A 12,877-nucleotide genomic window follows, 5' to 3' on the forward strand; every position below is an offset into this window, starting at 1 on the left:
CCTTCTTTTTTTATCAAAAAGCGGTCTGTTTCATCCGATAAAAGACGTATACCCGAACTCATAAGGCGCATAAGGCATAGACTGTATTTGAAAACGATTTATATTCCGCAGGTCTGTCTTATGAATCAAGCGCCAATACTATTAAATGAATCTATTTTAAAAGTGACGGTGATTATGATGAATATGGACATGATCCAAGAAATAACTGATATGAAACTGGGTATCATCTACAGCCCGGAGTCCACAGGATTCCGCTTATGGGCTCCGGGTGCCGAAGCCGTGTCTTTGATGCTGTATGAAGATGAAGGAAAATATGATTCATCCGGGATGGTACAGGACCACCATGGTGGTATCGAAGTTACAATGAACATGCAGGATCAGGGAGTCTGGAGTGCAGCCGTATCCGGTGATCTGTCCGGAAAGTTTTATATGTACAAGATTTACCGGGAAAATGGAAGGTTCAACTATGCTGTAGATCCCTATGCTGCTGCAGTCAGCGCCAACGGATGCCGGGGAGCTATCGTCAATCCGGTGCTTTGTTGTCCGGAAGGGTGGGAAAACGACCAGAGGCCTCCTTTTGTTCAACCTACTGATGCGGTTCTGTATGAACTGCATGTAAGAGATTTCTCGATTTCACCCGATTCAGGGATGCGATATAAAGGTAAATTCAAGGCTTTTACGGAATGTGGCTTGCGTGATGAGTTTGGCAACAGTCTGGGCATTGATCATCTGGTTGAGTTGGGAATCACCCATGTACATTTGCTGCCGATATTTGATTTTAAAACGGTCAATGAGCTGACGTCCTCTCCTGTCTGGGATGCTGAAGGGGAATACAACTGGGGATACGATCCTCAACATTATAATGTGCCCGAGGGATCCTATGCGACAGACCCAAGGAAGCCGGAGGTCCGGATCACGGAGTGCAAAGAAATGATACAGGCCCTGCACCAAAAAGGAATACGGGTCATAATGGATGTGGTGTACAATCACACCTACACCGTGGAAGACGGACCATTTGAGCAGGTCGTGCCGGGGTATTTCTACAGGAGAGACAGCAGCGGCCGATTGTCTAACGGCTCTGGTGTGGGTAACGAGCTGGCTTCAGAAAAACCGATGGTGCGTAAATATATCAAGGATTCCCTGCGATATTGGGCTGAAGAATATCATATTGACGGGTTCCGCTTTGATCTCATGGCGCTCATTGATGTAGAGACGATCACAGAGATTGTCCAGGAGCTGCGATGTGAAGTCGATCCGGGTCTGCTGATTTATGGGGAGCCCTGGACAGGCGGAGATAGTCCGCTGCAGAACAAGACTTTTAAAGGGACGCAGCGCGGAAAAGGCTTTGCTGTCTTTAACGATCATTTTCGTCATGCGATTAAAGGAGATAATGATGGCGGAGGTAAAGGCTTTGCCACAGGGGAGACCTGGTATGAAGGAGCCGTGGCAGAGGGGATGCTGGGATCGATCCATGATTTCGCGCTTGAGGCGTCGGAGACGGTTAATTATGTGACGGTCCATGACAATCTGAATCTATGGGATAAGGTCATGATCTCGATGGGCAAATGGCATGAGGCAGGATTTATTCACATGGAAAACGGGCGTCCGGCAGATGGAGCTTACATTGTTGAAAAAGTGACAGCGGCAGACCCGTACAGAACAATTCAGGTACAGGATGCCTTGGCATCTGAAGCAGTGAAGCGGTGTTTGCTCGCAAATGGAATCGTCCTGCTGTCTCAAGGCATTCCGCTAATTCATGCGGGCGATGAGTTTTTACGGAGTAAATTTGGAGACCATAACAGCTACCGCAGCGGGGATGCGGTCAATGCGATCCCGTGGAGCCTGAAGCAGCGCTTTAAGGAGGTTCATGCTTACTATTGTGGCTTGATCAGCCTCCGGCGAAATCACCCGGCATTCCGGATGAACAGCCGTGAACAAATCGAAAGACATATGGAGATCATTCGCTGCAGTGACCAGGTGGTGGCATACCGGTTGTCAGATTGTGCGAATGGGGATCCCTGGAAGCAGATCGTGGTCATCGTGAACGGGAATTTACAGGCTTCAAAGGTAGAGCTTCCGCCGACTCCCTACAGCTGGAATATTGTTGTCAATGAACGGTTAGCAGGTAATGAGATTATTTCAACGACGGATCATGCCGACGTAACAGTACCGGGGCTTTCACTCATGGTCTTGTACGAAGATCATGATCGGCTGAAGCAAAACCTGGTCAAGGTCCAGGTTGAATATGAACGTACAGACCATCAGTACAGCGGCTGGAATTTATGGGTGTGGGGCACTGGAGTGAAGGACGGTCGGATTGATTTTACCCACATGGAGAAAGGACGTGCGCAAGCGGTTATTTATGCTGCTGCCGATGTAGAAAAGATCGGCTGTATTGTCAGGCTTAATGATTGGGAAGCCAGAGAGTGGGAGCAGGACCGTTATATTATTGTGCCTGACCATCGACAGACCGTGCAGGTAAAGGTGTCCAGCGGCAAAGAATCTGCCTTGTCTGATGTGATCACGGGGAAGGCCAGCTGAAACGCCATAAAAAAAATGCAGCTTTTGGAATCATTCCATAAGCTGCATTTTTTTATATTAATAAGAGAGGGGTACATATCATTACCCCAAGACAGGCTGCTGAAACGCAAAACAAGTTAGATGATTACCAAGCAAGGGAAAGGGGTAAAACATAGATAAGCTTGTTTCGTATAAGGAGGATGTTAATAATGACGTCAAAGAGAAATAGTTTTCAATTAGAAGCTGAGGTTCGCAATGAATTCACACGTGCCTCCCGCCGCACGATTCGTGAAAGTGGCGGCGTACCGGGAGTCGTATATGGCGCAGGTACTGAAAGTATTCCTGTATCCGTCGATCTGAAAGACGCATCCAAGCTCTTTCATAAGGGACGTTCGGAATCTTTCAAACTGAACATCAAGGGCTCGGATTCTCTTCCGGTTCTAATCAAAGACGTACAGCAGCGCGGCGGTAAATTCGTCCATGTTGATTTTCTCCACATCTCCATGAATAAACCGGTTCGTGTTACTATTCCAGTCAGCTATCAGGGTGAGGCTGTTGGAACGAAGAGCGGTGGTATTGTTCAGACACAAGTAACGGAGCTGGACGTAGAAGGTCTTCCAAATGATCTTCCTTCTGTCATTGAAGCCGATATCTCTTCTTTGGAGATTGGCGACCGGTTGACTGTGGCCGATCTGGAGCTTCCTAAAGGGATTACTCTTTACGCTGAGGATGAAGAGGTTCTTGCTTCTGTTATCGTTCCTCGCGTAGTGGAAGCGGCGGATACAGATGCTGAGAGTGACACTGAAGACGGCGCCGTGGCCGAAGACGGAAACCAGGAAGCAGAAGGAACAAAAGAGGACTAGAACGCTTTATCATATAAACCGAGAGGGCCTTCCCTAAAGATCTTAGGGAAGGCCCTCTTTGCTTTGATGCGATGCTGCAGTATCAAAATACCTGTTAACGAGCCATCCAGCCGCCGTCAACACAAAGGACATGTCCGCTCAGGTAATCTGCCGCTGCGGAAGCGAGGAATACAGCAGGGCCGCCGATATCCTCAGGTTTGCCCCAGCGTCCGGCAGGAATGCGTTCTGTGATTGACCGGAAACGTTCCTCATCCTGACGAATCTGCTCTGTGTTGTCTGTCTCAATGTAGCCCGGAGCAATGCCGTTGACCTGTACACCGCTGGCAGCCCACTCATTGGCGAGCGCCTTGGTTAGACCAGCGATACCATGTTTGCTTGCCGTATAACCGGGTACGTTGATTCCCCCCTGATAGGAGAGCATGGAGCAAATATTAATAATTTTTCCGCTGCCTCTCTCGATCATATGTCGTCCTGCATGCTGTGACAGGAGAAACACGCTATTTAGATTCAAGTCGATGACATCGAGAAAGTCCTGCATGCTGTGATCCTTTGCCGGTGTACGGCGGATGATTCCGGCATTATTGACCAGGATATCGACGCTGCCGGTCAGCTGAAGCGCTTGGTCAAACGTCTCCTGAAGCTTGGATGCATCACTGAGATCCACCTTGATTTCTGATGTTTTTCTGCCGAAAGAACGAATGATGTTCATCGTTTCTTCACTGGTGTTATATGATACGCATACGACGTCAGCTCCTGCTTCGGCTAAGGCAGCTGCAATGCCTTGGCCTAATCCACGGGCTGCACCGGTAACCATTGCGGTCTTGCCGCTTAAATCGAATTTGCTCACTGGCGCTCAGCGCTCCTTTCTTATGGAAAATATTCCGCCTGACTGCCCTTGATGGTCAATGGTCAGCGGGGCTTGATAATAGGTATTCCTGCCTTAACGTACATGTCTTCCGTCTCGTCAGGCAATCCGCGGTCTGTCAAAATGGCGGTCAGTTCCTGTAAGGATGCGAATGTCCGCAGAGCCGTCTGTCCGAATTTTTGATGATGTACCGCAGCATATACTTCCAGGGACGTATTTACAAGCGCCTGCTTGAAATCAAGCAGGTCTCCGGTATAGATCGTTAATCCATGATCCGGATGAACACCTGTAGCCGATATGAAAGCTTTCTGTATGTTGAGCTGCCGTACATAAGCGGCGGAATCCGGTCCGGCAAGCACATTGCGTACCCGGTAGCCCCCCGGAACGACCAGACGGATTTCATCCTTGGCCGCAAGCTCACTGATGATATACACATCGTTGGTGACTACTGTAAGGGGCGCGTTCGGCAATCTCCGTGCGATTTCCAATGTCGTGCTGCCGCCGTCCAGAGCAATGATATTACCCGGTTCAATGCGGGAGAGTGCCAGTTGTGCGATCTCGGCTTTTTCATCGCTGTGTTTTGACAAAGGCTCTCTGGCCGGAAGAATGCCGAACTGGTCGCTTTGTGCAAGAACCGCACCGCCGTGAACGCGGACAATCAATCCCTGTTCTTCCAGACGCGTCAGGTCCTCGCGGACCGTCTTCCCGGAAACCTGAAGCTGTTCGCTGAGCTCCGAGACGGTGACTTCCTTGCGTGTGAGCAGCAGCTCCATAATTTTTTCATATCGCCTGATCGGGTTCATATTGTAAATCAACTCTTCCTTGGCAAATTGCGTGTTGTCTCTACTGTAGTTCTTTTATCGATACAGCGTCCATGTCGTCATAACGCTTGTTATCACCGGCCATACCCCAGATAAAGGTATAATTGCTTGTGCCTACGCCGCTGTGAATAGACCAGCTTGGCGAGATGACAGCCTGTTCATTGCGCATGACAATATGACGCGTTTCCGAAGGCTGTCCCATCAGATGGATGACCACGGCATCGTCTGGAAGGTCAAAGTACATATAGGCCTCCATACGGCGAGGATGGGTGTGCGCTGGCATGGTGTTCCACATGTTGCCTTCCTTCAGCAGAGTCATACCCATGACCAGCTGTGCGCTCTCAATTCCTTTTTGATGGATAAAGCGGTAGATGACACGGTCATTAGAATTCTTGATATCACCCAGAGCACTGGAGTCCGCCTCTTCAAGGGTTGCTTTGGCAGCCGGAAATTCCTTATGTGCGGGAGCAGAATTCAGGTAGAACTTGGCAGGATTGGAGCTGTCGCTGCTTTTGAAGATGACTTCCTTGGTACCCATGCCGATATACAGGCATTCTTTGTGCGCAAGCTGGAATTCTTCGCCGTCCGCAGAAACTACACCGGAACCTCCTACATTAATTACACCAAGTTCGCGGCGCTCCAGGAAAAATTCCACGCCAAGTTCTTTCATGTCCGTATCCAGCTTCACACTTTCTTTAACAGGGTAGGCTCCGCCAATAATCAAGCGGTCTTCATGCGACAGAACGAGCTCCAGCTGATCCGGAGTAAAAAGAGTCGGGATATGGAATTCCTTGCGCAGCCGTTCGGTATCAAATTGCTTAACTTCGTTAGGGTGTGATGCATATCTTCTTTCCATCATTCATTTCCCCTTCACCGTGTATTCATGAACAATAAGGTTCATATAAGTACAAACTACTCCATTTATGTTCATTTTGCAAGCGTTATCGTATAAAATGAATGATATAATCAGGAATGCAATTGAGAAAGGGAGGGTTTAAGATGTTTCAAGCAGATGCATGGATGGAGCAGCAGTACCGCAAAAATATGGAGAAGGTGGCACAACAAACACGGGAACAGTCCAAGGAACAAAGGCGGCGTGACCTTACGGATGTTATGCGCAAGCTCATCGGGGAGATTGAGACAGGTGAACTTCCGGCCCCAGTAATCACGGAACGTGTTTCTTGTCCCGGTTATACTCGTGAGCGAGTCATTCTCTCGGCAGCAGAGGGCCTAGAGTTCGGCGCCTATATTTTGATTCCTGATAACTGCAGTGAGAAGGCGCTGCCGGCTGTGCTGGCCATTCATGGACACGGCTATGGCAGCCGTGAAATTGCCGGCATGCTGCCGGATGGGACGGCAGATGAAAGTCCGCCCGGAATCCATCAGCATTTTGCAGTACAGCTGGTGCGCCGCGGCGTCATTGTGATTGCTCCGGATGTTGTCGGATTTGGTGAACGACGCTTGAGATCAGATACGGAAAAGAACCCTGAAGCTGCCTCTTCCTGTTACAGAATGGCTGTGCAGCTGATGATGCTGGGAAAGACCCTTACCGGTCTGAGGATTGCGGAGCTGCGAAAGGCGGTCGATTATATTGTCAGCCGTCCGGAGGTGGATTCAGCAAAGATCGGCGTGATGGGATTCTCCGGCGGAGGTCTGCTTGCGTATACCGCCGCCGTACTGGATGAACGGTTAAAAGCGATTGTTCTCACGGGTTACACCAATACGTATAAGGATAGTATATTGGCTGTGCAGCATTGTCTCTGCAACTATACGCCCGGCATGCTGACTTATGCGGAGCTGCCGGAATGGATCGGATTACTATGTCCCCGTCCATTGTTTCTGGAATCAGGCCTTCATGATTTCATATTTCCAGAAGCCGGTTTCCGAAAAGCGGAAGCGGAGATTCAGCATATTTACAATCAGGCGGGGGCATCTGAACGTTTAACCGTCGATCTGTTTCCTGGTGGACATGAGATCAGCGGCAGAAAATCATATGACTGGCTGTGTCAACAGCTTCGCAAGTAACTTAATCCGGGCAGAGTGCCTTATATCGTATCGTATATGACCCGTACAAGCAGATCCTGGCTGTAATTGCCGAAGTGCTTACCGAATATAGTCAAACCTCCTTTATTCTCGGACCGGTCATCCACAGCCATTCGAAAAGCAATAGAACTTCTGTAATCGAGTCCGATATGCTCCAGTGTTACATCAGAAATGCGGAAGCCATCAATAAAGCAGCCGTCGTTATTAATGCGGATCAGCTTCAGCATTCCGTACTGGTTCAACTGGGGCGGCCACCATTCGGGATTAAATGTACCACGTGAGTCACCAAAGTCACCCGGGCTTGTCCAGCTGCCGATCTCCGTGTTGTTAATATGAAACCGGATGTCTGAAGGATATTGATCACAATAACCCGGAGCCTCAGAGCCGAGTTCCATGGAGAATTGAATCTCACGAAGTTTCTGATAAGGCTTTAGATAGTTGGGAATGCGATACTCCAAATATCCTTCAGAGAGCCAAATAATCTCGGCCTCCACACGTTTGGGGTCTGCAAAATAACGGGGATCGTCAAACTCACCTACGATCTGATCTTTAGTGGCTAATCCACAGGTAGGAGCTGCCCGATAATCACTGAAGTGTCCGACACGTATCTCCGTTTCGTACAGGTTGTCTTCATCTCTGCTGATCAGATCGACCATCAGCTTCTCTTTTTTGAGGTAACAGATCTTTTGGATACCATGCTTTCCGCCGCTGGTCTGAATCTCGATCAAGCCGCTGTCCTCCAGCTTTTTGATATGCATCGTGATGGCTCCATTGCTGAGATTCAACCGTTTTGCCAAATCATTCAGATTTAAACTCTGGTTTTTAGCGAGCAGTTCGATGATTTGAATTCGGATATCTGAACTGAGCGCTTTAAAAATATCGAGACCGCTCATCAAATGTTTGATATAGATCATGGGCAAAGAACCTTCTTCCTCGGAACAATCATCCGGCATCATTTTATTTCACATCATTATAAACGAAACGGCAAGGGAAAGAAAGTTACACGCCTTGGGTATAAATGCTGTCTTCGTACTGATCTATTAGTTTATATAAGTATAAATTAATTTATATTTATATTTACAAAATAGATTTGATGTGTTAATTTCTCTGTAAGCGGATTCAATGGATAAGTTATCACCGATGGGAGAGATGGATGATGAACCAATTAAAAGCACGAATGATTGTGGATAAATCGTTCCGGATTGCGGAAGTGGATAACCGTATTTATGGGTCATTTATCGAACATTTAGGACGGGCAGTGTATGGCGGAATCTATGAGCCGGGTCATGACACGGCTGATGAGCACGGATTTCGGAGTGATGTGAAAGAGCTGATCCGTGAGTTAAATGTTCCGATTATTCGTTATCCGGGAGGAAACTTTGTATCAGGATATAATTGGGAGGATGGCGTTGGCCCTGTGGAAGAGCGTCCGACGCGTCTGGAGCTGGCGTGGAGAACAATTGAAACCAATGAAGTCGGAACAAATGAATTTGCGGCTTGGGCTAAGGATGTAGGTTCGGAAGTTATGATGGCTGTCAATCTGGGATCACGGGGAATCGATGCAGCAAGAAACCTGCTTGAATACTGCAATCACCCGAAAGGCTCGTATTGGAGTGATCTGAGGCGCAAACACGGCTATGAACAGCCTCACAACTTTAAAACCTGGTGTCTTGGCAATGAGATGGACGGCCCTTGGCAGATCGGTCACAAGACAGCAGAAGAATACGGCCGTCTGGCTTTGGAAACCGCGAAAGCCATGCGATTGATGGATCCAAGTATTGAGCTCGTATCCTGCGGCAGTTCCAGCTCAGCAATGGCGACATTCCCGGAATGGGAAGCTGTTACACTGGACCACACCTATGATGCTGTAGATTATGTATCGCTGCATACCTATTATGGCAATCGTGATGGAGATTCCGCAAATTATCTGGCCCGGGGAATGGATATGGATTATTTTATTCAGACGGTCCGTTCGACCTGTGACTATATCAAATCCAAAAAGCGCAGCAAAAAGACAATGTATCTCAGCTTTGATGAATGGAATGTCTGGTATCACTCCAACAATGCAGATCAAAAGATTGAGCCTTGGTCTTTCGCCCCGCCGCAGCTGGAGGATGTGTATAACTTTGAGGATGCCCTGCTTGTCGGCAGTATGCTCGTGACTTTCCTGCGGCATGCTGATCGTGTAAAGATGGCTTGTTTAGCGCAGTTGGTTAATGTTATTGCACCCATTATGACTGAAAACAATGGGCGTGCTTGGAAACAGACCATTTTTTATCCTTATTTACATGCATCGAAATATGGACGCGGCGTATCACTGCAGCCGATTGTAGACTCTCCGAAATATGATGCCAAAGACTTTACGGATGTGCTATATTTGGATAGTGCCGTTGTATATAATGAGGCCGATGATGAAGTGACCATTTTCGCGGTGAACCGCAGCCTGGACACTGCCATGGATCTGGATTGTGATGTCCGCAGTTTTGAGGGGTATCAGCTGGCAGAACATCTCGTCCTGGAGCATGATGATCTGAAAGCGGTAAATACGGCGGAAGAGGAAAAAGTCAAACCGCATAATCGCGGTCAAAGTGAGTGCAAAGACGGCAAAGTGACAGCTCGCCTGCCCAAGGCATCCTGGAATGTCATTCGTTTGAAAAAGGCATAGTAACTTAATGTAAAAAAGAGAGAGTCCCGGGAAGTCATCTTCGCGGGACTCTCTTTTTTTGCAGCTTACAGATTCTTATGCTGTGTCAGACGTACCCTCTGTCTGATTCTGTGCAAGATTATTGTTCCACCGTTTGATAGACAGAGAAGCCTGTGGATCGGCAGATCTGAGAAGAACTTTAAATCTGGCTATCTCCAGGACATGAACTTTAAAGTTCAATATCTGTCTCTGTTCAAGTGAAGCAGAAGGGACTGTGTTTTTATCCTGATCCTGATCTTGAATGGCACTTACGCCAAGGAACTGTTCCAGCGCGTCTTGAACAAACTGGGAATGAGCAGTCTGTACGGATGCCTCGAAATGCAAAGAGAATCCTGATACGGCAAACCGAGCTGATTCCAGAGCCAGCAGACAAGCAACTGCAGAATATAAAGCCTGTTCCAAGCTCAGCAGTAACCCGGCCAACGACAGCAGCACAAGATTGACGATTATGACGGTTCCCCGAAGCCGCAGGTGGTTCAAGGCAGCAAGCACGGCCCCAGGAAGGTTAAAGGACTGAAGCATATCCAGAACAGCGCCGTGGCGGATGCCGATGCCTATTCCTAAACCGAGCATTACCCCTCCTATTGCCGCAGCACCTGCAGAGGCTTCGAGCAATGCAGGTAGAGGATGAAACAGCAGTGAGCAGCCGCTGAACACAACAAGGCCTACAATGGCAACAGCATGCTGCTGCTGTTGTACGGTACGCTGCAGCAGAATCATAAGCGGCAAATTCAGCATCAAAAGGAATAACCCGGTCTGGACACCCGTAATTTGCGATGCCAGAGCGGACACCCCGGTCATTCCTCCAGCGATAAAGCCGTTTGGAACGAGAAACATATCCAACCCGAAAGCGGCGATCATAGAACCAAGGACTGTCATGATCAGCCGCTTACGGTATGAACTGCTGCTTATGCGCAGAGGTGAGAAGATGATCAGCTGTGATCCTCGTTGAGGATAATAGGGTCCGCTTTCTTCTTGCTTTTACTGTCTTTAAATTTGAAAATCCGATTGAGGAAATTATAAACATGCTTGGATTCTTTAGTTAATAAAGGTCCCAGGATAGCCAGGATGAGTACATATAGTGCCGCAAAAGGCTGGATGATGGTCATCAAGCCGCCGGCTTTACCGAGATTCGCGAGAATAATGGAGAACTCACCGCGAGAAACGATGGTCAAACCGATGTTCGACGATGCCTTGGAAGACAATCCTGCGCTTCGTCCGGCAAGCATTCCTGCCGTGTAGTTACCAATCAAGGTAATGATGACCGCAATCAGGGACAGCCAGATCGCTCCGCCGAGTGCAAGCGGGTCAATGGTTAATCCGAAGCTGAAGAAGAATATAGCACCAAAGAAATCCCGGAATGGCAGAATCAGATGTTCAATCCGCTTGGCATGTTCCGTTTCCGCGAGAACCAAACCAAGCAGCAGTGCACCAATGGCTTCCGCTACGTGAATCGTCTCCGAGAAACCGGCCAGCAGGAACAGTGCTCCAAATATAACGAGTGAAAACAATTCATTGGACCTGATATTCAGCAGCCGGTTCAGCAATGGTACAGCCTGGCGTCCTACAATGAGCACAACCAGCATGAAGCCCAATGCGATAACAGCAGACAGCAGAACCCCTCCGATTGAGGACGAGCCGCTTAATACGAGTCCGGACAGGATGGAGATATACACGGCCAGAAACACATCTTCAAACATAATGATTCCTAGAATCATCTCGGTTTCTGCATTGGCCGTACGCTTCAGATCGACGAGCACCTTGGCAACAATAGCACTGGAGGATATCGTTGTAATACCCGCTATAACAAGCGTTTCAGCAGTAGGGTAACCAGCAAGAAATCCGAGCAGCAAACCTAAGGTGAAGTTGATTCCAATATAAATGGTGCCTCCGACGGCGATGGATCGCCCGGATTTGATTAGCCGGCCCACTGAAAATTCAAGACCGAGATAGAAGAGCAGGAACAGTACGCCGATTCGTCCCATGAATTCAATAAGGGGCGCGCTTTCGATGAATCGAAAGTCAAAATGCCACCACTGCATAGCATGAGGACCAACCGCCATACCGACTAGAATATAAAAAGGGATAACAGAGAAACGCAGCTTGGAAGAGATTAAACCTGCCGCTGCAATCAAAGCGATCGCAAGGCCTACTTCAAATACAAGATGGTTCATGTACTCAACCACTTCCATTCAGTAGAATTTGTTTGAATAACCGCTGCTGCTGGCGCTCTCCTGCAACCACGACCGTCGAGCCTGGTGTAATGATGACCCCTGGGCCTGGATTAATTTGTTTGCCTTGATTCTTCTCTACAACTGCAATAATGGTGGCGCCTGAGGTTTGCCGCACATCAAGCTGACCGATGGATTTTCCAGCACCGTAGTAGTTCGGCTCGATATGATACCATTCGATGATCAGCTCATCAAGGGCGATATCGATAGTTTCCAGCGCTTTTGGTTTGTACGTCAGACCGCCGACAATGGCTGCTAGCTGCCTGGCTTCATCATCGTCCATCGAGATCATGGAGACGCTCTCTTCGGCATCATCGTAACTGAAGTGATAAATTTCGCGTCTACCATCATCGTGAATGATAACAACGGCTTTGTCTCCGCCACGAGTCTCAATGACAAACTTTTTACCGATTCCCGGCAGATCACTTTCTCTTACATGCATAAATAAAATACCTCCTGGAGTCATCTGAGTTTCTGTATGATGTGATTTTAAATTGCGTTATTCAGTGGGGAGGAACTGGAACGGCTCACAAAAAGAGAGGTGAACTTAATAGGGAACAGGCATTGAAGTTTTAGCTGCAGCAAGAAAATGGGTCGATATGAAAATCGGGGCTTTGGAACAAACAGTATAGCCGCCGCAGCTGTAAATAATATGAGTATCACAGATTTAATCGTTGAAAAAAGCTTGGAAGTGGAGTGTGATTTTTTCAGAAAAGCTGCTGCTTTTACATGTTTGGTAGATTCAGATAAGAATCGTTCCGAACTATTCTCGTAACCGTATGGATGATCAACAGGGATGTATAGGGAAAATGCCACGATAATGAGCATAG

11 protein-coding genes are annotated in these 12,877 nt (G+C 48.1%); 4 read left to right on the forward strand and 7 right to left on the reverse strand.

Annotation, left to right across the window (positions count from 1 at the left end; translation table 11 throughout):
• Positions 1–189: 189 nt before the first annotated feature.
• Positions 190–2,541 (forward strand): type I pullulanase, encoded by a 2,352-nt coding sequence (gene pulA / locus HII30_RS13660; protein ID WP_246246396.1) that lies wholly within the window; start codon positions 190–192, stop codon positions 2,539–2,541.
• A gap of 188 nt (positions 2,542–2,729) precedes the next feature.
• Positions 2,730–3,383, forward strand: a complete 654-nt coding sequence (locus HII30_RS13665; RefSeq protein ID WP_169505593.1) for a 50S ribosomal protein L25 — start codon at positions 2,730–2,732, stop codon at positions 3,381–3,383.
• A gap of 94 nt (positions 3,384–3,477) precedes the next feature.
• Here HII30_RS13665 and kduD read toward each other — a convergent pair whose 3' ends face one another.
• The 3 genes from kduD to kduI all read right to left on the reverse strand — a co-directional run bounded on the left by kduD (position 3,478) and on the right by kduI (position 5,925).
• Complete coding sequence (gene kduD, locus HII30_RS13670) at positions 3,478–4,230, reverse strand: 2-dehydro-3-deoxy-D-gluconate 5-dehydrogenase KduD (protein WP_169505594.1); 753 nt, start codon at positions 4,228–4,230, stop codon at positions 3,478–3,480.
• A 62-nt stretch (positions 4,231–4,292) separates the two neighbouring features.
• Positions 4,293–5,051, reverse strand: a complete 759-nt coding sequence (locus HII30_RS13675; protein WP_169505595.1) for a DeoR/GlpR family DNA-binding transcription regulator — start codon at positions 5,049–5,051, stop codon at positions 4,293–4,295.
• Between the two features lie 40 nt (positions 5,052–5,091).
• The gene (gene kduI / locus HII30_RS13680) at positions 5,092–5,925 is read right to left on the reverse strand and encodes a 5-dehydro-4-deoxy-D-glucuronate isomerase (protein ID WP_169505596.1); all 834 of its coding nucleotides are present in this window, start codon (positions 5,923–5,925) and stop codon (positions 5,092–5,094) included.
• Between the two features lie 143 nt (positions 5,926–6,068).
• On the opposite strand from kduI, the gene HII30_RS13685 reads away from it, so the two are divergent.
• Positions 6,069–7,094 (forward strand): dienelactone hydrolase family protein, encoded by a 1,026-nt coding sequence (locus tag HII30_RS13685; RefSeq protein ID WP_169505597.1) that lies wholly within the window; start codon positions 6,069–6,071, stop codon positions 7,092–7,094.
• A 20-nt stretch (positions 7,095–7,114) separates the two neighbouring features.
• On the opposite strand, the gene HII30_RS13690 is transcribed toward HII30_RS13685, so the two are convergent.
• Positions 7,115–8,026 carry an ArsR/SmtB family transcription factor gene (locus HII30_RS13690; RefSeq protein ID WP_169505598.1) on the reverse strand — a complete coding sequence of 304 codons (912 nt, stop codon included), beginning with the start codon at positions 8,024–8,026 and terminating at the stop codon, positions 7,115–7,117.
• Positions 8,027–8,265: 239 nt separating this feature from the next.
• On the opposite strand from HII30_RS13690, the gene arfA reads away from it, so the two are divergent.
• Positions 8,266–9,777: an arabinosylfuranosidase ArfA gene (gene arfA, locus HII30_RS13695; protein WP_169505599.1), complete on the forward strand. Its 1,512-nt coding sequence runs from the start codon at positions 8,266–8,268 to the stop codon at positions 9,775–9,777.
• A gap of 75 nt (positions 9,778–9,852) precedes the next feature.
• Here arfA and HII30_RS13700 read toward each other — a convergent pair whose 3' ends face one another.
• From HII30_RS13700 to HII30_RS13710, 3 genes are read right to left on the reverse strand one after another with little or no spacing between them, the layout of a single operon-like run.
• Positions 9,853–10,695: a YitT family protein gene (locus tag HII30_RS13700; protein ID WP_169505600.1), complete on the reverse strand. Its 843-nt coding sequence runs from the start codon at positions 10,693–10,695 to the stop codon at positions 9,853–9,855.
• Positions 10,696–10,748: 53 nt separating this feature from the next.
• Entirely contained in the window at positions 10,749–11,990 is a 1,242-nt protein-coding gene (locus HII30_RS13705) for a cation:proton antiporter (protein ID WP_169505601.1), read from the reverse strand.
• A gap of 4 nt (positions 11,991–11,994) precedes the next feature.
• Positions 11,995–12,489, reverse strand: coding sequence for a cation:proton antiporter regulatory subunit (locus HII30_RS13710; RefSeq protein ID WP_169505602.1), 495 nt, complete (start codon positions 12,487–12,489; stop codon positions 11,995–11,997).
• Positions 12,490–12,877 lie beyond the last annotated feature (388 nt).

This window comes from Paenibacillus lemnae, from assembly GCF_012933385.1.
Lineage (GTDB): Bacteria > Bacillota > Bacilli > Paenibacillales > Paenibacillaceae > Paenibacillus_AQ > Paenibacillus_AQ lemnae.

Bases quoted from the DNA above. Each gene is read 5' to 3' on its own strand.
- pulA (WP_246246396.1), top strand. From the start codon at position 190: ATGATCCAAGAAATAACTGATATGAAACTGGGTATCATCTACAGCCCG.
- HII30_RS13665 (WP_169505593.1), top strand. From the start codon at position 2,730: ATGACGTCAAAGAGAAATAGTTTTCAATTAGAAGCTGAGGTTCGCAAT.
- HII30_RS13675 (WP_169505595.1), bottom strand. From the start codon at position 5,051: ATGAACCCGATCAGGCGATATGAAAAAATTATGGAGCTGCTGCTCACA.
- kduI (WP_169505596.1), bottom strand. From the start codon at position 5,925: ATGGAAAGAAGATATGCATCACACCCTAACGAAGTTAAGCAATTTGAT.
- HII30_RS13685 (WP_169505597.1), top strand. From the start codon at position 6,069: ATGTTTCAAGCAGATGCATGGATGGAGCAGCAGTACCGCAAAAATATG.
- HII30_RS13690 (WP_169505598.1), bottom strand. From the start codon at position 8,026: ATGATCTATATCAAACATTTGATGAGCGGTCTCGATATTTTTAAAGCG.
- arfA (WP_169505599.1), top strand. From the start codon at position 8,266: ATGATGAACCAATTAAAAGCACGAATGATTGTGGATAAATCGTTCCGG.
- HII30_RS13700 (WP_169505600.1), bottom strand. From the start codon at position 10,695: ATGACAGTCCTTGGTTCTATGATCGCCGCTTTCGGGTTGGATATGTTT.
- HII30_RS13705 (WP_169505601.1), bottom strand. From the start codon at position 11,990: ATGAACCATCTTGTATTTGAAGTAGGCCTTGCGATCGCTTTGATTGCA.
- HII30_RS13710 (WP_169505602.1), bottom strand. From the start codon at position 12,489: ATGCATGTAAGAGAAAGTGATCTGCCGGGAATCGGTAAAAAGTTTGTC.